The sequence below is a fragment of the Cryobacterium lactosi genome (assembly GCF_004403945.1).
GTDB classification, from domain to species: domain Bacteria; phylum Actinomycetota; class Actinomycetes; order Actinomycetales; family Microbacteriaceae; genus Cryobacterium; species Cryobacterium lactosi.
The window spans coordinates 17,133-36,520 of the sequence record NZ_SOHM01000031.1; the positions used below are offsets into that span (position 1 = coordinate 17,133).

Annotated in this window: 13 protein-coding genes and 1 tRNA gene; 10 read left to right on the forward strand and 4 right to left on the reverse strand. The window is 62.5% G+C overall.

Going from position 1 to position 19,388, the window contains the following annotated elements; translation table 11 throughout:
- Position 1: 1 nt before the first annotated feature.
- The 4 genes from cmk to E3T61_RS13780 all read left to right on the forward strand — a co-directional run bounded on the left by cmk (position 2) and on the right by E3T61_RS13780 (position 6,812).
- Positions 2–688 (forward strand): (d)CMP kinase, encoded by a 687-nt coding sequence (gene cmk / locus E3T61_RS13765; RefSeq protein ID WP_134641424.1) that lies wholly within the window; start codon positions 2–4, stop codon positions 686–688.
- Positions 681–2,201 (forward strand): ribosome biogenesis GTPase Der, encoded by a 1,521-nt coding sequence (der, locus tag E3T61_RS13770; RefSeq protein WP_134641425.1) that lies wholly within the window; start codon positions 681–683, stop codon positions 2,199–2,201. The genes cmk and der overlap by 8 nt, the downstream gene beginning before the upstream one ends.
- 661 nt (positions 2,202–2,862) lie before the next feature.
- Complete coding sequence (locus E3T61_RS13775; RefSeq protein WP_134641426.1) at positions 2,863–5,193, forward strand: glycosyltransferase family 2 protein; 2,331 nt, start codon at positions 2,863–2,865, stop codon at positions 5,191–5,193.
- A complete protein-coding gene (locus E3T61_RS13780; RefSeq protein ID WP_241992573.1) occupies positions 5,190–6,812 on the forward strand; it encodes a chitinase in 1,623 nt (540 codons plus the stop codon). The genes E3T61_RS13775 and E3T61_RS13780 overlap by 4 nt, the downstream gene beginning before the upstream one ends.
- Positions 6,813–6,910: 98 nt before the next feature.
- On the opposite strand, the gene E3T61_RS13785 is transcribed toward E3T61_RS13780, so the two are convergent.
- Positions 6,911–7,444, reverse strand: coding sequence for a hypothetical protein (locus E3T61_RS13785; protein WP_134641427.1), 534 nt, complete (start codon positions 7,442–7,444; stop codon positions 6,911–6,913).
- 446 nt (positions 7,445–7,890) lie between these two features.
- On the opposite strand from E3T61_RS13785, the gene E3T61_RS13790 reads away from it, so the two are divergent.
- The 3 genes from E3T61_RS13790 to E3T61_RS13800 all read left to right on the forward strand — a co-directional run bounded on the left by E3T61_RS13790 (position 7,891) and on the right by E3T61_RS13800 (position 9,594).
- A tRNA-Pro gene (locus E3T61_RS13790) sits at positions 7,891–7,967 on the forward strand.
- Between the two features lie 178 nt (positions 7,968–8,145).
- On the forward strand, positions 8,146–8,400 hold the full coding sequence (locus E3T61_RS13795; RefSeq protein ID WP_241992574.1) for a helix-turn-helix transcriptional regulator: 255 nt from the start codon (positions 8,146–8,148) through the stop codon (positions 8,398–8,400).
- A gap of 6 nt (positions 8,401–8,406) precedes the next feature.
- Positions 8,407–9,594, forward strand: coding sequence for a tyrosine-type recombinase/integrase (locus E3T61_RS13800; protein WP_134641428.1), 1,188 nt, complete (start codon positions 8,407–8,409; stop codon positions 9,592–9,594).
- Between the two features lie 752 nt (positions 9,595–10,346).
- On the opposite strand, the gene E3T61_RS13810 is transcribed toward E3T61_RS13800, so the two are convergent.
- Positions 10,347–13,166 carry a DEAD/DEAH box helicase gene (locus E3T61_RS13810; RefSeq protein WP_166793236.1) on the reverse strand — a complete coding sequence of 940 codons (2,820 nt, stop codon included), beginning with the start codon at positions 13,164–13,166 and terminating at the stop codon, positions 10,347–10,349.
- Positions 13,167–13,524: 358 nt separating this feature from the next.
- Positions 13,525–14,340, reverse strand: a complete 816-nt coding sequence (locus E3T61_RS13815; RefSeq protein WP_134641430.1) for a hypothetical protein — start codon at positions 14,338–14,340, stop codon at positions 13,525–13,527.
- Positions 14,341–14,791: 451 nt separating this feature from the next.
- Here E3T61_RS13815 and E3T61_RS13820 point away from each other — a divergent pair, with 451 nt between their 5' ends.
- Positions 14,792–15,928: a hypothetical protein gene (locus tag E3T61_RS13820; protein WP_134641431.1), complete on the forward strand. Its 1,137-nt coding sequence runs from the start codon at positions 14,792–14,794 to the stop codon at positions 15,926–15,928.
- 139 nt (positions 15,929–16,067) lie between these two features.
- On the opposite strand, the gene E3T61_RS13825 is transcribed toward E3T61_RS13820, so the two are convergent.
- Positions 16,068–16,928 (reverse strand): toll/interleukin-1 receptor domain-containing protein, encoded by an 861-nt coding sequence (locus tag E3T61_RS13825; RefSeq protein ID WP_166793237.1) that lies wholly within the window; start codon positions 16,926–16,928, stop codon positions 16,068–16,070.
- A gap of 1,340 nt (positions 16,929–18,268) precedes the next feature.
- Between E3T61_RS13825 and E3T61_RS13830 the strand changes: the two genes are divergently transcribed.
- Positions 18,269–18,829 carry a hypothetical protein gene (locus tag E3T61_RS13830; RefSeq protein WP_134641433.1) on the forward strand — a complete coding sequence of 187 codons (561 nt, stop codon included), beginning with the start codon at positions 18,269–18,271 and terminating at the stop codon, positions 18,827–18,829.
- Positions 18,826–19,362: a hypothetical protein gene (locus tag E3T61_RS13835; RefSeq protein WP_134641434.1), complete on the forward strand. Its 537-nt coding sequence runs from the start codon at positions 18,826–18,828 to the stop codon at positions 19,360–19,362. The genes E3T61_RS13830 and E3T61_RS13835 overlap by 4 nt, the downstream gene beginning before the upstream one ends.
- The last annotated feature ends 26 nt before the right edge of the window (positions 19,363–19,388 follow it).

Below are 19,388 nucleotides of genomic sequence, written 5' to 3' on the forward strand. Positions count from 1 at the left end.
TTTGAGCAAGCACTCCTTCCCCCTGTTCGTCGCCATTGACGGGCCTGCCGGCAGCGGCAAGTCCAGCGTGAGCCGCGCCGTGGCCCGCAAGCTCGGCTACGGCTACCTCGACACCGGTGCCGCCTACCGGGCGCTGGCCTGGCATGTCATCGACCAGGAGGTCGACCCGCAGAACGCCGACGCCGTCGCCGCGTTGCTGCCCGACTTCGACTACACGATCGGCACCGAACCGGATGCCTACTTCGTGCGGGTGGGCCAGACCGACGTCACCGACGCCATCCGCGAGCCGGCCATCTCCGCCGCGGTGAGCGCCATCGCCCGGGTGCCCGCGGTGCGCACCCACCTCACCGAGCTGTTCCGCACGATCGCCCGGGCCGTTCCCCAGCCCGGCGTGGTGGTCGAGGGCCGCGACATCACCACCGTCGTGGCACCCGAAGCCGAGGTGCGCATTCTACTCACAGCGACCGAAGAGGCTAGAATGACTAGGCGCTCTGCGGAAATATCAACCCAATCAGCCCACACCGTGGCGGAACAGCTGCGATCCAGGGATCGTGCCGACTCCCAGGTAGTGGAATTCATGAGCGCCGCAGACGGTGTGACCACCGTCGACTCCACCCATCTCGACTTCGACCAGACCATTGACGCGGTTGTAGAGGTCATCAATACCGCGAGGAACTCGCATGACTAATCAATTCGACGACACGACGATCCCCGAACTCGACCCGGAAATCGCTTCGCGCCTGACCGACCTCGACGAGGACGACGCGCTGATCTCCCAGCGCGCCACCGCGTTGCGCACCGGCCTGAACGAATACGACCTCGATGACGAGGACTTCGACGTTCTCGACCACGTCTCCGAGGACCCCGACGCCATCACGTACCTGCCGGCCCTGCCGGTCATCGCGATCGTGGGCCGCCCCAACGTGGGCAAGTCCGCGCTCGTGAACCGCATCCTGGGCCGCCGCGAGGCCGTCGTGGAGGACACCCCCGGCGTGACCCGTGACCGGGTCACCTACAAGGGCGAATGGCACGAACGCCGCTTCAGCCTCGTCGACACCGGCGGCTGGGAGCCCGACGCCAAGGGCATCGACGCATCCGTCGCCATGCAGGCCGAGCTGGCCATCGAGCTGTGCGACGTCGTCATGTTCGTCGTGGACTCCAATGTGGGCCCGACCTCCACCGACGAGGCCGTCGTCAAGCTGCTCCGTCGCAGCGGCAAGCCGGTCTTCCTCATCGCCAACAAGGTCGACGACATCCGCCAGGAGCCCGAAGCGGCCAGCCTGTGGGCGCTCGGCCTCGGCCAGCCCTGGCCGGTCTCGGCGCTGCACGGCCGCGGCGTCGCCGACCTGCTCGACGCGATCCTGGAAGAGCTCCCCGAGATCTCCAACGTCGCCAAGCAGGAAGTCGGCGGACCGCGTCGCGTCGCCATCCTGGGCCGCCCGAACGTGGGCAAGTCCAGCCTGCTGAACAAGGTCGTCGGCGAAGAGCGGGTTGTCGTCAACTCGCTGGCCGGCACCACCCGCGACCCGGTCGACGAGCAGGTTGAGCTCGGCGGCAAGGTCTGGCGCTTCGTCGACACCGCCGGAATCCGCCGTCGCGTGCACCTGTCCCAGGGCGCCGACTTCTACGCGTCGCTGCGCACAAGCGCAGCGCTGGAAAAGGCCGAAGTGGCCGTTGTGCTCATCGATGTGACCGAGGTCATCAGCGAGCAGGACGTGCGCGTCATCGACCTGGTGCTCGAGTCCGGCCGTGCGCTGGTGCTCGCGTTCAACAAGTGGGACCAGATCGACGACGACCGTCGCCGCTACCTGGAGCGTGAGATCGAGCAGGACCTGGCCCACGTGGCCTGGGCCCCGCGCGTGAACATCTCGGCCAAGACCGGCCGCCACATGGAGAAGCTGGTTCCGGCCCTCGAGCTCGCGCTCGAGTCGTGGGACACCCGCGTCGCCACCGGCAAGTTCAACGCGTTCCTCGCCGAACTGGCCGCGGAGCACCCGCACCCGGTGCGCAGTGGCAAGCAGCCGCGCATCCTGTTCGGCACCCAGGCCTCCAGCCGCCCGCCGACCTTCGTGATCTTCACCACCGGGTTCCTCGACCCGGGCTACCGCCGGTTCATCCAGCGCCGCCTGCGCGAGGTCTACGGCTTCGCCGGCAGCCCGATCAACATCAGCATGCGAGTGCGCGAGAAGCGCAAGCGCTAACCCGACCGCCGGTTCAACCGGCCGGTCACCCAGGCCGTATGCCGCCATCTTCGGATGCCGGCATACGGCTTTTGTGTGTCAGAACGACACCTCGCGCCGCAAGGTTTGCGCAAGGTTGGCGCAAGAGCCGCACCAGGTAGGTGCAATCCGAGCCGGCCGATCCCAGCGCTGGCGCGGAACTGCGGTTTCAACCCCCAACAAGAGGTTGAAGGTGCCCCCGACCGAGGGGCTTCACTGGCCGGCGATATTGTTTTAGGTTTTTCTTGCTGGCAGATTCCACCCGGCTCTTCCGGCACCGACACGTCAACGAGCTTCACCCGGCTCGTGAACCACAAAGCAGTGCTCCACTCAGACGTGCCTCCTTTGTCTCGGGCCTAGGCCCCCGCCCAGCACCGCACCATCCGCTGCACCCGCCGGCCCCGAAGCCGGCGGAATACCCGCCAAGTGATACCGCCAGATAGCCGTCGCACCACCCGACCGGTGCGCTACCACCCGCTCGATTCACCTCAGCGTCCGCTTCCTAGAGCCACGCTGAGCTACGCTCCGTAGCCCTTCCGACATTTCCGTGTCCCGCATTTCGTTGATACCTGGTCCTTACGAGAACCCGAAACTCGCGACCGTTGATCCGAGATCCCTGGCCCTACCCAAGGATGTAGTCACTGTGCCTTCGAAGTCCCTCGCTTCGCCTGCCCGCAAACGTCAATTCGGTGCCGAACGCAGCACCCAACCGCTGCCCACCGTGCACGATATTCCCAGCGATTCCAAGATCACCTGGGGCCGCCTGGCCATCATCGCCACCGTCCTCGCCTGGGTCGCGTACATCATCTACACGATCCTGCGCCAGTTCCTCAACAACGGCACCGAAAGCTTCCGGTTCACCACCGAGGCGGTGTCCTACGTGATCGTGGTGACCTTCCTCAGCTTCTCCGCGCTGATGTACCTGATCGCCAGGCAGGGGGCGCTGCAACGGTTCCGCGACCACGTACGCGTGCCCCGCGCCGAGCTGGACAGTCACTTCAGCTCCCACCAGGGCTCCCTGACCGTGCTGGTGCCGTCCTACAGCGAGGAGCCCGGCGTGGTGCGGGCCACCCTCTGGTCGGCGGCACTGCAGGAGTACCCCGACCTGCGCATCGTGCTGCTGCTGGATGACCCGCCGCACCCCACCGACCCGGTGGTGGCCGCGCAGCTGCAGACCTCCCGCAGCATCGCCCGGGACATCGAACGGGCCCTGGCCGAACCCCGGGCCCGGTTCATCGAGGAGCTGCTCATTTGCGAGCTCGAGCTGGACAGCGTGCCCCAGCCCAGCACCCGCGCCGTGCAACGCCTCGCCGACAATTACCAGTGGGCCGCCCGCTGGCTGCAGGCGATGGCCTCCGCCGAGACCATCAACGACCACGTCGACACGTTCTTCGTGGAGCAGGTGCTCGGCGGGCTCGCCGCCGAGCTGTCCCTCACCGGTGCCGCGCTCAGCGCCGCCGCCAAGGAGGGCACCGCGCCCACCGCCCCCCGGATGCTCGAACTGCACCGGCGCCTGGTCTGGACCTTCTCTGCCGAGCTGGACACCTTCGAACGCAAGCTGTACTCGTCGCTGTCGCACGACGCCAACAAGGCGATGAACCTCAACGCCTACATCGGCCTGATGGGCCGCCGGTTCCAGCGCGAGAGCGGACCGGACGGCACCATCCTGCGCCCGGTCGCCGACGATGCACCCGCCGACTTCGTGGTGCGGGACTCCGAGTACCTGCTCACCCTCGACGCCGACTCGTTGCTGCTGCGCGACTACTGCCTGCGCCTGGTCTACCTGCTCGAACAGCCCGACAACGCCCGGGTCGCCGTCACCCAGACGCCGTACTCCTCGTTCCGCGGCGCCCCCACCCGCATCGAGCGGCTCGCCGGCGCCACCACCGACATCCAGCACATCCTGCACCAGGGCATGTCGCACTACGGCGCCACCTTCTGGGTGGGCGCCAACGCGGTGATCCGCAAGGTGGCCCTCGAGGACATCGTGGAGGTCGAAACCGTGGGCGGCTTCGAGGTGCGCCGGTATGTGCAGGACCGGACCGTGATCGAGGACACCGAGTCCAGCATCGACCTGGGCACCCACGGTTGGTCGCTGGTGAACTACCCCGAACGGCTCAGCTACAGCGCCACCCCGCCCGACTTCGGGTCGCTGATCGTGCAACGCCGTCGCTGGGCCAACGGCGGCCTGCTGATCCTGCCCAAGCTGTGGCGCCAGCTGCGCGAACGCCGCCGGGCGGGCCATCCGATCAGCCTGATCGAACTGGCGTTGCGGGTGAACTACATGAGCAGCATCGCCTGGGCCAGCTTCGGTCTGATCTTCCTGCTCGCCTACCCGTACGACAGCCGGCTGCTCAGCCCGGTCGTGGTGCTCGCCGCGCTGCCGTACTTCCTCGCCATGGGCAGCGACCTGCGCTCCTGCGGCTACAAGTTCAGCGACATCTTCCGCATCTACGGGTTCAACCTGATCCTGCTGCCGGTGAACCTCGCCGGGGTGCTCAAGTCGCTGGAGCAGGCGGTGACCAGCAAGAAGATCCCGTTCGCCCGCACCCCCAAGGTGCGCAACCGCACCGCCTCGCCGATCATGTTCGTCCTGGTGCCGTTCCTGATCGTCGCGTTCTCCGCGCTCACCCTGTGGCGGGATGTCTCGAACGAGAACTGGGGCAACGCCGCGTTCGCCGGATTCAACGCCCTGCTGGCCAGCTTCGCGATTCTCGCCTACATCGGCCTGTGGAACTCGGTCGTGGACGTGGTGCTCGGCCTGACCCAGTGGATGTTCATCGAACGGCCCCCGCGCGGCAGCACCCGCACGGCAGCCGTGCCGCCGCAGGCGGCCGAACCCGTGTTGGACTGGCGGGCCGTGATCTACCACGGCCATGCGGTGGGCGCACTGCCGAGCGACGTGGAAGTGATCACCGGCCCGTTCGTGGGCCAGCCCGCGGCCAAGACCGCCAAGCAGGGAGCCCTCAAATGAGCGCCCCTGACACCACACCCGCCGTACCGCTGATGGCCGAACCGGCCGAAATCGCCGGCCGGGTCGCCCCGCCGCGCCGCCGGCTCTCGGTGGTGCGGGTGTTCCTCGGCATCGTGCTGGTGGTGGCGCTCTCCACCGGCGGCTACCTCGGTGTGCAGTGGTGGGGATCCGCGCAGGCGGCCGAGGCCTACAACCCCTGGTTCGCCGGCTACGTCGACGTGACTGCCACCCCCACCTACGACTTCGAGGCCTCGACCGCCCAGGCCGGCAACGACGTGGTGCTCTCCTTCATCGTCGCCGCCACCGACGACGCCTGCACCCCTACCTGGGGCACCCACTACACCCTCGACGAGGCGTCGGACGAGCTGGACCTCGACCGCCGGCTCGCCCGGGTGAAGCAGCTCGGCGGCCAGGTGGTCGTGTCGTTCGGCGGCCTGCTCAACACCGAGCTCGGCACCTCCTGCACCGACAAGGCGGCTCTCGTGACCGCCTACGCCGACGTGCTGGACCGGTACGAGGTCACCACCATCGACCTCGACCTCGAGGGGGACAACCTCACCGACACGGCCGCCGCCACGCGCCGCGCCGCTGCGATCGCCGAGTTGCAGACCGACCGCCGCGCCGCCGGCGACGACCTCGCGGTGTGGCTGACCCTGCCCGTGGCCACCTCCGGCCTCACCGAAGACGGCACCACCATGGTCAGCGCCATGCTCGACGGCGGCGTGGACCTGGCCGGGGTGAACCTGATGACCATGAACTACGGCAGCAGCAGGGACGCCGACGAGACCATGGCCGAAGCATCCGTGCGCGCCGTCACGGCCGCGCACCGGCAGATCGGCACGCTGTATTCGCGGGCCGGCACCGAACTGACGGCTGCCACCGTGTGGGGCAAGATCGGCATCACCCCGATGGCCGGCCAGAACGACGTGCCGGGGGAGGTCTTCGGCCTCGACGACGCCACCGCGTTGAACGCCTTCGCCCGGGAGCAGAAGATCGGCCGGATGTCGGTGTGGTCGCTGAACCGGGACATCACCTGCGGGTCCAACTACGCGGATGTCACCCGGGTGTCCGACTCCTGCAGCGGCATCGACCAGGGCGACACGAAGTTCGTGGACCTGCTGGGCGAGGGCTTCACCGGTCGCCCGGTCGAAGCGGCGGCGACGGTGACCACCGACGAGGCCAAGCAGATCGAATCGGTCGTCGACAACCCGGCGACCAGCCCGTACCCGATCTGGGCGGAGGAGTCCTCCTACCTCGAGGGCACCAAGGTGGTCTGGCACCGCAACGTGTACCAGACCAAGTGGTGGAGCCGAGGCGACCTGCCCGACAACCCGGTGCTCAACGAGTGGGAGACGCCGTGGGTGCTGATCGGCCCGGTGCTGCCGGGGGAGACCCCGATTCCCAAGCCCACCCTGCCTGCCGGCACCTACCCCGACTGGGACGGTACCGCCATCTACGAAAAGGGCGACCAGATCCTCTTCGACGGGGTGCCGTACGAGAGCAAGTGGTGGAACCAGGGCGAGAGCCCGGATGCCGCGGCGGGGAACCCCGACGGGTCGCCGTGGACGGCGCTCTCCGACGCCGAGGTGAAGAAGCTCCTCGACGCGCTTCCCGAGTAGGTTTTTGGGCGGGGGAGGCCCAAACATAGATATGCCCGGGGGCGGTTGTTAGGGCACCGCCCCCGGGCATTCCTCTGTGCGCTTGCGCGCGGGAGGTGTTAGCGAGCGGTCTTGGGCTCGTCGGTGGGCTCGTCGCCCGTGCCGGTTTCGGCGGGAGCGGCGGGCGCCTGCTCATCGGCCGGCACGGAGGCCGCCGGGGTGAGGTCGGCCGGAGCGGTACCGGCGGCGGCCGTGACGGTGCCGGCCTCGGCAGCGCGCGCCTGCACCGGGGCGGTCTCCTCGGCGTCGAAGTCGGTGTCATCGTCGAAGTCGAAGTCCGGCTCGTCGGTGGCGTTCACCGGCGAAGTGACCACAGCGTTCTTGCTGATCGACCAGGACACGGCGTGCGCGGCGAGGGTGATGATGAAACCGATCACGCCGGCACCGAGCAGGGTGGCGCCCAGGTTGCTGCCGGACTGGGCCGTGAAGTACGCGACGTAGTCGGAGGACTGCGACGTGTAGAACTCGGCCTGGGTGGCGTTCGAGGAAGTGAGGACCAGGTACCCCGCAACGGTCACGACCACGTCGACCAGCCACAGCAGAGCCAGGGCGAGGTTGAACTTGGACAGGGGGCCTGAGCTTTTCTGGGACATAACTTCCTTCGTTGTGGGTGCGGCCGAGAACGACCTCGCGTCACGCTACGCACCGTTCCTATGGACAACCTATGTGTGAGCAGGGAATCGTCGCTGTCCCGCCTGTGCTTGTCTCGCTACTCGAGCCCCGTTCGGTGGTCGAGCTCGTCGAGACCTCGCAACCTCTCGACACCCAACGCACCCGCCGATCGAGCCCTTCTCGCTGGTCGCGCCCATCTCGCTGGTCGCGCTTGTCGAGACCCCGTGACCTCTCGATGACCAACCCGCCCACCCGCTGATCGAGCCTGTCGAGATCCGGTGCCCCGTCTCCGGTAGACACTAAAACCCTCTCAGCCGTTGTCAACCTCTCGCCAACCTCCAAAAGTGAACGCGAGCACTCTCCCGACGCGGTAAGCTAGTCCAGTTGTCTCCGGTAGATGCCCTCACGGGAATCCACCGGGAAACGGCGGGCTGTAGCGCAGCTTGGTAGCGCACCTGACTGGGGGTCAGGGGGTCGCAGGTTCAAATCCTGTCAGCCCGACCAAATGTCCCGGAAACTCAAGGGTTTCCGGGACTTTTTTGGTTAAGAGATTTGATTGTGTCATCACTACGTCATCACTTTCAGCCCATTCCCGCCGCTGAGCCGGCCTTGTCGTGCGAGGTACTGAGGTCGGTTTCGGTTCCTCCCGATCGTCCGGGATTCTCGTGCACACCTTCTGGGTATGAGCATTCACAACGAGAACCCAACCTCTCCTTCCACGGACGACTGGGGCCTGGAGCCCCTGATGGACGTCCACGAACTGGCCGCCTACCTAGGCATCCCGATCTCCACCGTCTACGACTGGAGGGTGCACGGCAAAGGCCCCAGCGCGTACCGGTTCGGCAAACACCTCAAGTTCGCCATCTCCGATGTGCGAGCCTGGATCGCCCAACAGCGAGAGCCCACCAGCGAGCCCAGGCGCCACGATCGGCGGTGAGCTGAGATGCCCCGGCAACGGTTGACCATCGGCACCTTCGGTGACATCACCACCCGCAAGCTACCGTCCGGCCGATTCGCAGCGCGAACCCGCTATCGAGACTGGGACGGTCACGCGCGTCTGGTGCAGGCCAGCGGCGCCACAGCCAAGGCCGCCGAACGGGCACTGAAGGCCAAGATCGCCGACCGGGACCTGTTCCAACCCGCCGACACGTCGCTCACGCCGGACAGCCTGTTCAGCGACCTGGTGACTTACTGGCTGGAGGACATCGACCTGGAGGACCGGATCTCCCGGACCACCCGGAACCTCTACGAGCGCAACATGCGCACCCTCGTCTCACCCGCCTTCGATCACCTGGCGCTGCGGGAGATCGGCGTGGCTCGCTGCGACAAGTTCATCAAGCAGCTGGCGAAGATCTCCTACAATCGCGCTAAGCAGGCCCGGGTGGTGCTGCGGCTCGCTCTCGAGCTGGCGGTGCGGCACGAGGTCCTGCCGCGCAACCCCATGGACCACGTGGCCCGCCTGCACCGCGAGCCGCACATCCCCGCCGCGCTCATGGCCCCGGAGGTCAACGTGATCCGCGCGGCGATCGCCCAGTGGGAAAGCGCCGTCAACCACACGTCCGGCCCCAAACCTGACGGCCAGCTCGGCGCGATCATCGAGGTGATGCTCGGCACCTCCGCCCGGATCGGCGAGGTGCTCGCCATCCGCCGCCGGGACGTCGACATGACCAGCCCCGTGCCCTCCATCCGCTTGGCCGGCACGATCGTCAGCCGAAAGGGGGAGCAGACTTTCCGGCAGGACCACCCCAAAACCGCCAAGTCCACGCGCGTTGTCGCCATTCCTACCTTTACCTCCGACGCGGTCCGCCGGCGGCTCGCCAAGGTCGGGAGCATGGGCTTGGATGACCTGCTGTTCCAGTCCCGGGACGGCACGCCGCTGACGACGGCGAACGTGCGCCGGCAACTGCGACAGGTGCTCGAGGGCGCCGGAATCAACGGGGTGACCCCGCACATGTTCCGCCGCACGGTAGCAACTGCGGTCAACACGAACGCCAGTATCGAACTCGCCGCAGAGCTGCTCGGTCACACGGACACCAGGGTCACGGTGATGCACTACATCCAACGCAGTGAGCTGGTGAACCCGGCCACCGCCGCGCTCCTCGATCGGGCGTTCGCGAAGGACGAAGGCTGAGCACGGTGCTGCCGATGCGGCAGCACCGTGCCATCTGGTCTTTTACTGCTTCGAAGAGAATCTGCGACCCGATCGACGCAGCTGTCCTGACCGGCCGTTCGCGGTACATGCCGACTTGTCACGGTGCCGCCACGGTGGCGGCACCGCCTTATCTGGGGTTTTGTGCTGCAGAAGCAAATCTCACTCCGTCGTCCGCAAACGAGGTTTCGTAGGATCGCGACTGTACGCGGTGATGCCGCCGCGGCCACACCGTGCCATCTGGGGTTATGCCGCTTCGCAGGGAATCCTCGGTTTGAACCGCCGCACACATCGACCGGCGTTGGCGAGAGATGACCACCGTTCACGGTTGTGCCACGGTGGCCCCACCGTTCCATCTGGAGTTTTACAAAAAGCCCGAGAATCAGGTCGTCGATGCAACGCGCGGGCCTTCTAAGATCTACCGTCCATCTTGCGCCGAGGATCGAGCGTTTGCAATCGTTCCATTCTCGAAACCGGAAGCTACGGAGAATCGGGAGACCAGAAAGAGCGAGTTTCGGAAACCGGCTACGGACACGGCCGTGCAACGCCGGCTGAACCCTCCCAGCCGCCATAACGGGCCGCGCAGCCCCTGCGAAAGCTGTTTTCGGCGACGAATCGGTCTTCGCATAGATCGCCAGCCTGCAGCCCCAGCGCGGCATCGCCGAAGCCGTCGACGCTCTGGCGGCCACGACGCTGCCGGAGGTGTGCAAGGTCATTTTGAGGTCCGAGAACGGTCAACTCGGAGTGTGGTACATCTGCATGAGCGCCAGTAAGTTCTCCAAGTTGGAAACACGACTCTCGAGCGCCGACAAATGCGGATGTTCAGCGAGACTCAGATGACTGCCTACTCGTAGGCTACGTTGACCTTCGAGATGAGCAAAGGCGATCAGTGCAGGAGAATTGAATCCCTCCCGCACGCCCGTCACCACACAATCCAATGACAGCTCGCATTCGGGTGTTAGTTCTCGGTCGATTCCCTTTGCAACGAGCGCGATAACACTGACTGCAAAGGTGATCGAAAGAGGGATAGCCTTCGTCACTAAGTTTCGGGCGCGTAGGCAGTTCACATTCTTTCCAGAGGCGTCCGATCCAAGCGCGAGTTCGATGGCATTGAGTGGATCGCCTGATATCCAGGCCTGAACTCCGGACTCGAGCCGCAGCAGGTCCTCCCGGGTGAGCTCGTGTGCGAGCGATTGCCCGGCTGCCTGCGCGAGTGCTCCTGTTTCGCCGCCAAACAGTTGGCGTCGAGTGCGTTCGCTGGCAGCCAACCAGGTGAATGTTAGCGCCACCCACGCGGAAATTGACTGGGGCCAGTCAGGCGCAGCCAAAAGGTCGGTTTCCAGCTCTCGCAGTAGTTCCCCCGTTAAACCGGTTTGAGCAGCAATGACACTTAAGTTCTCATCGAGGGGGGACTCTTCGGCCCGACGTTCCAACAGCGATTTCAGCTGTTGAACCTGTTGAGCAAACGCCCCTTCAATCCCGGCGTGCCTCGCCTGAAAGCCAGCGAGGCTGCGGTCGACAAAACCGATAGAAAGCGCGCTATCGGGTAGGTTCTCGAGGCGAAGCCGATTGAGTAAGTACTCGACGTCCGGGTCCTCAACCATTCCAGTGGTGAGACGATCCAAGATGGACTGAAGCGGGTCCGAGAGTTCGATACTCCGATCATCGATTGGTAAAATGGCCTTCAAGCGTCCTATCAAGTCCGCTCCCAAGGGAGATTCGGGTTCGAAGGTAAGCACGGTTTCGGAGACGAGAACGACCAGACCGTTTGCAACATGTCCGGCTCTTCCAGCGCGTGCGGCTGCATTCATCAGTTCGTGTGCAGCGAGTGGCTCTCGCCCACGAGACATTCCCGCTCGCTTCTCGCTCGCCAGGATTGCAATGTCCGCGGGCAGGTTCATTCCTTGAGCGAGCGTCGGGGTCGCGACAATGATTTGAGCGCCGTCTGGTCGTCTGAAGGACCGCTCTGCCAACATCCGTTCTACGCGTAACATCAGGCCGTTGTGGCATACAACCCCGCCACCCGGAGCATTTAGAGAGTGTTCCAATCCTCCAAGCTCCACCGCGAGGTCATCCCAGAGTTCTTGATCAGCATCCGATACTGTCGCGTTGACCGCAAGAATGCTCCGGAGATCCCTAGCCATTGAGATCGTGTGGCTTTTCACATTGGCAAAGACAATGGATTTGAGACCACTCATTGCGGCAGCGTGAGCGATAGAGACCGCTACGCGGTTCACGCTCGGCGTCGGTAGAACCCGGCGACCTTTGAGCTTTCCAACAATGTTCACCTTTCCGCTAATCATCTGCTGGATGGTGACGTCTGCGGTCGTCTCGTTGAGCCAGTTGTTCTCCAAGCCGAACAGACCGAACGGCGTCAACTGCAACTCAGCCTGGGCCACTGATCGAACTGTCGCGGACCTTGAGCCTACGCGGTCATCTTCCGCGAGATGCGCGGTTGTGGCAGCTTGAAGCGCAGAGTCCAGCTCGGACGATTGATACATGACGACACCCCGAGCTTGCCGACTCGGCTTCCATAGCGGCTCGAAAAAAAGGCAAGGTCGTCCAGTGATTTCCTCAATCCATCCGGCAAGTTGCGAGCCGTTTCGGAGCATTGCAGAAAGCATTAGCAGGTCTGCGTTGGGTACTAGACGTGTCAACATGAGAACGGCCAACATGGCGTCCATGGATCGTCGGGTTCCCGACTCGTTACTTAGCAGGTGAGCCTCATCGAAAACGATCAGCGACACGTCCTCAAACGAATTCGGTTGGAATGACAACAGCGCCAGGCAACGTTCAGGAGTCATAACCGAGATCGACGCGGATCCGACATCACCGGAGGGCGTCGTATCCAGCTCCGGAAAGATCCTCGAAAAGTCCGCCGTGAGCTGTTCTACGAGGGAATGAGTGGGTGCTAGTACCAGAACCCGAGCAGACTGCCCGATAGCAGCGGCAATTTTCATGCTCGCAAGGGTTGTCTTGCCCGCTCCAGTAGGAAGAACCAGTACTGCCGAGACGCCCGGATTCTGAAATCCTCGCCCGATTGCTTCTTCGTGGTTTGGCCAGACGAAGGGTGCCGTCGTGGCCCGATGGCGAACCCAAGAACTCCAATATCGGTCATCTGTCCCCGGTGGAGATGGCACGTTTACGAGCGCGTTGCCATCGAGCGCGTTGAACCCCAGCAAGAGCAACCTCGCTGCTTGCTGATAACCCGGGAAGGTCGAGACCGCTTGCCCTGCCGCCAGCGCCGGTCCGTCGCATAAGTCGATAATTTGAGTTAGCACAGGGCGAGGATCCTCCTCACCGCCGAGTAGCCTGGCCGCCATCGTTTTGACGGCGCGAAGCAGGGCTAGCTTCAGTGTCTCTTCAGACCGGCGGCCTAGGTCCGTAGACGCAACGGCATCTACGTCTTCAAGTCCCACCACCCTTGCGAGCTTTCCACGGGCGAGGAGGCTCACGCTCCTAAGAAGCTGACGTCCAAACGGGTCGATCGCGAACCGAGGAGGGACGATGCTCGTCGCGGCATCGGCCGCATCGGCGAACTGTTTGGATATCAAGAATAGAAGCGGAGCGGCTACTTCGGGAGCCATCGCATCACGACTCACGATCGAAGCGACCCGTGTGCTATTCGGAGAGAGTCGACTCGCTTGCGCCAGTAGCTGTTGCGCAGTACCCGCTACGAATGCCGCGGGCTCGCGCACGCGAGAGTCGTTTGAAGTTGCTGCGATCAATTCGTAAACATCAGCGATCCCGGATAGCGACCAAGTGTCTCCGTCCGGAGCAGGTGCAGATGCTTCGCCGCGCACCCTCGCCGCGATCAACTGGGCGTATGCAGCGGTGAACCGCTCTGGGAGCACCTGAGGGTCGAGTCCCTCGATCGCCGGGGCGCTTCGAAGAAACGCCTCAGACTCGCTGTCAAACATCATCACTCAACTCGGTGGTAGCGAGCTCATGACAGACACGAGCTGCGAATTGTTCGAACCACGGGCGCAGCTCGGCTCCGACGACGAACGCACCGCCCTCACGATTCGCCGGAATCATCCCGGTCAACGCGTCATATCCCTTAAACAGGTTGTGCCGCTTGGGAGAGGAATCGAACCCGGTTTCGATTGCGAGGGACGCCCTGTATCCCCGACGGCCAATGTCCAGGACGGCGGACGCACGCTGGACGGCTCGACTCGGGTCAGGTAGACGACTGAGCAGGCTCGCGGCGGTTGCGACCAAATCCGGCGCTCGGCGGTTGCTGTGATGGTCGAGAAAAGCGGGCACTACGAGCGATTGAAAGGTGCGTCTGGGCCTCTCGGAGCACTTGTCTTCAATGATCACAGTCCGCGTCACCTCATCTCGAGTCGCGTTAAGCTCCAGGAGCAGGCCATCCAACCCTTGGGTAGTCGAACCCAGGTGAGGGTCCCGAACAAGGAACTGACTTCCGGAATGCGTCTCGATCAAGGCGACCCAAGAAATCACTTCAAAGAGGAGACCATCTCTTTGCCAACGTCGGGCATCCACTTGCGCCTGAGTGCCAGGCTGGATCACGATGCTCGATAGCGCCGCATCCCGGAGCTGCTCGGTGTTGAATGCCGGCGCAATAGGATCGAGCGCAGAGATCAGTTCAGCGGCGTGCCTGGCTTGGCCCAAAGCTACTACCGCCACAACACGAGCGAGATGCTCTTCGTCTTCGATCGTCCATCGAACGTCCTCATGGGTCGAAGTGGACGTTCGAACAGGCATGAATCCAACCAAGGCACCTCCAAGATCGTCTCTAGCTTAGGGGGGAGAATCACCCGTTTTTGCCCTCTCATCAGCCTAGGACGTGGTTTCTTGAACAGTCGGGGCATCGAATCGATCGACCTGGTGTCCAATCTCACCCAGCTTGAGAGCTTCTCGCCGATGCTAGCGGCACACCAAGAACTTACGAGTGCAGCAGCCGATGCGCCCCGACCTAAGGCAGGCGGCTGCCGCATGCTTTCCCAAGGCTGTTCTTGCTCCAAAAATCAGTCGCAGATCCGGTTCACGCTTACCTTCGCGCCCAGCCCAGAAGTGCTTCCGATGGAAAGGGCTGCTGGTACTTCCATCAGATTCCCGTCGCCTGAATGTCGGGTTGTCGACGGTCGGTGGATTGCCGGGCCAGTAGCGTTATCAGCGCCGAGCAAAGTGAAACAGGAGACCTACGAGATGGGGCATGCCAGTGCTAGAACCTGAATACTCTTTGAGATGGCCGCGCGAACTCTTCAAGTGGGAAGCCGAACGATTATTGGCCCTGGGGGACGAGGGCTTGGTAATGAGCGCCGTGGGGCAACTTGTCAATGAAGCGTTCGAAGAAGACGATGCTCAGGACAATTTCTTTCGCTCAATGGCGACTGTTCGGAATGTTTTCGACACCCAGAGCGACGTTGCCTCTCGACCTCGGATTGAGAAATGGCTCGCCGCTTTGTTCGCTGACGAGAAGATTGCCAATCAACGTGGAGAGCCGGAGTATTGGGCTCAACGGCATGGGTACAGCGATCCCGTTACGAAGGAAGCAGGTACGTCAGCGGTGGACAGCTTCTCGTCATTTATCGAGGAGATGAGCTATCTGGGATACTTTCCACGAGTGCTTCCCAAACAGTGTGTTGATGATCGTGACTGGAGTGGCGACGCCGCTGGAACAAAGATCTCCCGCAGTGTGCGACTCAAGATCACTTGGCCCATCCCAGCCGACGAGGCCGCGAGTTATCCGGTCGAGAAGCTGTTCAGCCTGATCGAGTATTTCCACGACCAGGCATACCGGCCCCGCCTACCCGGAGAACTTCACCCTTTTGGGGGCTGTGGACCGCACTATTCCGACTGGAATAAGGAATCCGGAACGGCTGTCTATAGGTGGCGGGTCAACGAATTACTTGAGGCACACGGACTTGACGTACGACTAAGTAAAAATCCTGGCGAACAAGGCCGACTAACGAGCGTCCTTCCACAGCCGCTTGAGAAAGTTGTCGAGAAGCAATTGGAATCGCGCCGAGATGACCCTGCGGACGAAGTGGCTCACGCATTGAGGGACTTTCGTGCTCGATCGGCTGGGCGACCGCAAAAAGTCGCAGCACTTGGACTGCTCGCCGGCCAACTAGAACGGCGCCGAGATCTGCTTAAATCATCCCTTCAGAGGGGAGACGAGGCCAGCCTTTTTGACATTGCTAATAACTACGCCATCCGGCACCGCAACGATCGTCAGAAGAGTGAATATGGCGATGAATATCTCAACTGGATCTTCAACCTATACGTCTCCAGCATTCAACTGATCGACGACCTGGATCATCGCCAGTCCGCACGCCCCCACTCTTAGGCAATGGAATGCGATCATTGGCGGCGGTTGGGAAGCGCCGAACATCCCTCATGGACCGAGGTGCCTAGCAAAAGACGACGCTCAGAGAGATCTAGCTCGCGGTCCTGTGCGCGTGACCGGCGTGCGGGTGCCCGTGCTTCTAGGCGGCTGGCGCCTCGTCGGGACCGTCGACCGGCGGCCTGACGCTAAAGTCAGAGCCCTGCGAAATCAGGGTGTTCGACGGCCCGGACCCGTCCCACAAACCCGCAGAGATGAAGGAATCCTTGAAACTCACACCGGCGGGAAATCGCATCCGCACCTGGAACTCGTCGCCCGGCGACAACCTCGTGTTAGCGAGTGCATAGACGAGGAAGTGATCGCCAGCCTCGTTAGAAAGCGGGGCGTCGTGAGCCGTAAAGCCACCGCGAAAACCGCCCTTGATCCAAACGTGGTCATAGGTGAAGACGGGGACGGTGGTACGCATGTAAAAGGAGAGGTTCTCCGCCCAGCTTGCGACCGAGAAGGTCACGGCGCCGACGTTGGGCCTACCAGTCGTGGTGTGCCACTTCGCCCTTAAATTGGCGTTCGGTTCCAATCGGAGTAAAGCGTCCTTGCCGTCGATCGAGGCCTTCATCTCGGCGGTCCACTCTGCGACTGTCTGGCGATGAAGGTCGATGTACTTCTTCTCCTCCAAAAAGGGCGGGACCCTGTCGATATTGCCAAGAAGTACCGGGACGACGTAGTCGGGTTTAGTGCCTTTTATCTCCTGGGTCAGCGCTCGGTTTAGCTCCCGCTGAACCCACGGCTTAGTAACGGAGATTGGCGAGAGGAATACGAAGAATTTGTCGGCGTTATCCATACCTTCGGCGATCTTGTCGAGCAAGCTGTCGCCGCCAACGATCTCATACGTGTCGATCCACGCGTCGAGGTCGGGAAAGTGAGCGATGAGCTCGGAGTGCACGGCTAAAACAGTCGCCTTATCTTCCGAGGCGTGGCTAAAGAAGATCCTTTTGGTCGGCACTTGTATCCAGTCGCTTGGTGTATTGAATATTGGTAGTTCTCAGTCTGGACCCTGAACCGAGTGGGTTGGCTGCGGCACTAAGGCGTCGTTGTGCCCACTAGGCCTATGCGCGTTACACCATAGGCACGGCCCGGCCAATCACTCACAGCTGGACTGTCTTAGCCTCGATCAACCGTTGGTCGGCCGGGATCTCCATGGGCCGGCAGGCAGATCGCCGCACCGGCTTGACTGCGCACATTGGTCCCGAGCGACCCTCGTGCCCGTCGGCTAAGTTGCCACGCCTCTTGCAGATAGAGGACATGCCAGTTTCGTCGGTGACGAAACGGGGCCGCTTGGCGCACCTTTCGACTGTGAATGACGTGAAGAAGACCAGCACCCGACGGATCCCTCCGACCTTGTGCATCCGGTGCGGCGCGACGCTGCCGCCGGCCGCGATCACAGGGCGACCGCGTGTCTTCTGCGGACCTCGCTGCCGCAAAGCAGCGCACGACGACAGACGAGCTCGTAAGCCGGAGGCATTTCAGGTCCGAATTGTCGATCGTGCTGTCGTGAAGACAGTCCAGATCGTCCGGACCGTCAATGAAGGCCACGACATCGCAGAGTGCGTCCGGCGGGTTTGCGGATCACCCCGGGCGATTGCCAACGTCCTCACCGCCTTGAGCGGCCTGGTCCGATCGCGCACAGTGCTCATGGACGGTAAGTGGGCGCCCGTCGTGCGTTCGATTGTCGACCTCAACCGCGCTATTCGGAATGGTGCTGATCGCGATGGTAGGAGCCAGCGTCGCTGAATCCGTCGCAGGACGTATTAGCTACGGGGAGACATCTCACTAAAAGGAATTCGGGGACGATAAGTCCACATTCAGCAATACACAAAACTCGGACTCTCACCTCACGACTCCAAACTTTGGGGCACCGTCGTAGAAACCCCTATGAAGGCGCCCTGAGTCCAACCGATCAAGTAACGGGGCAGTGCCCGTATGGCGATCGCTATTCGCGCATACTCAATGGCCGGTCGGCAAGACCTAAGTCACTTAGCTTCAGAGCGAGCACGTAGCCGTAGCGACAATGTCGACGACGGCTCTCTCTCACAGCGTTCACGACTCAGCGTGCCCACGTAGATGACATCGCCTTGGACGCAACCCTCAGTGCCCACTACTGGCAGTTGGGCGACACCAGGAAGTCCATCGGACAGCAGTTCCGTCGCTTCACGAAGATTGATGTTCTTGAATGATGCTGCGAATAGTCTTCGACATGGATTGCGGGTGTCCTTTTGCCGCCAATATGACGCTAGGTGATTCTGGCCAAAAGACCGGAGTAATGCCCACTGATACAGTCTCGATGTGGCTACTCCCTCACCTTCTCCCACTCCGATCCTTATTGAGCTCGTCAACAATGACGCAGGGTCTTTCGACTGGATCGCAACGCTCTTGCCGTTCGTCACGCTGGCTGTCGGTGCCTACGCTACTTACTTCTTCACCGGGCGCGCAGACCGACTCAAGGCTAAGAGAGATAACGCGATCAGGTGGCACGATGAGGTGCGCACATTTGTGGCGGAAGCAGTTACGTCAGCGCGGGCGATTCACCAGGAGTCTGCGGACCGAGAAGGTCTCGTGAGCGTACCCGATCCTGATGATCAAGATGAAGCAGATCACCTCTACGCGTTGAGCGTGACGCGAGCACAAGAAGAGCATGACAACCTATTGGAGCTTCAGGGTGGTCTGAGTCTGGTCGCACCAGGAACGATCACCGATGCGCTATTCGGAGTCATAAAGGCCAGTACGCAGCTGCGGCTCGCCAGTGATGATCAGGCGGACGAATACCGAGCAAAGCTACGTCCTGCCATTACCGTGCTGGTGGACGCGACTCGAGAGTATCTGGGCATCGAAGAGGTCAAGAAATGATCGACGCGGCTCTGTGGGCAGCAGCCGCTATCACTCCAGATCCAGCCCCTTGGTGGGGTGTCCCCATGGTGGCCGGCTCCTTCCTGCTTGGTGGTGCGGTCTTAGGTTTTCTTTTCAACCGCGCCAACGACAAAAGAAAAGCGAAGCTAGAAGCGGACATCCGCTGGCACGAGCTAGTGAGAACCCTTACTGCGGGCATTCTTGCCCACTCACCGCGTTTGTACGATCTCGCTCAATATAACTATGAACTCGACGGCGAAGGCTTCGATGATTCGGTTCCGGCCAAGGCTCGGGCGAACAAAGCAGTCGCGGACGAGAAGGCCTCAATGTACGACAAGGCCAATGAGATAGCGATCATTGCGCCCGCTTCACTTTCAAGGGCGGTGTTCCAATACGTGTCTGACGTCAATCTGAGTATCCAGCCAAGCGCCAAGGTGGCCGCGAAGGGGATTGCTGGGCAACTCGAGTCGCGAAGAATCATGTTGCAGGAGGTTCGCAAATATCTCGGGTTGTCACCGGATTTCTTTAGATGATGAAGCTATAGATGTTGCCCATACTT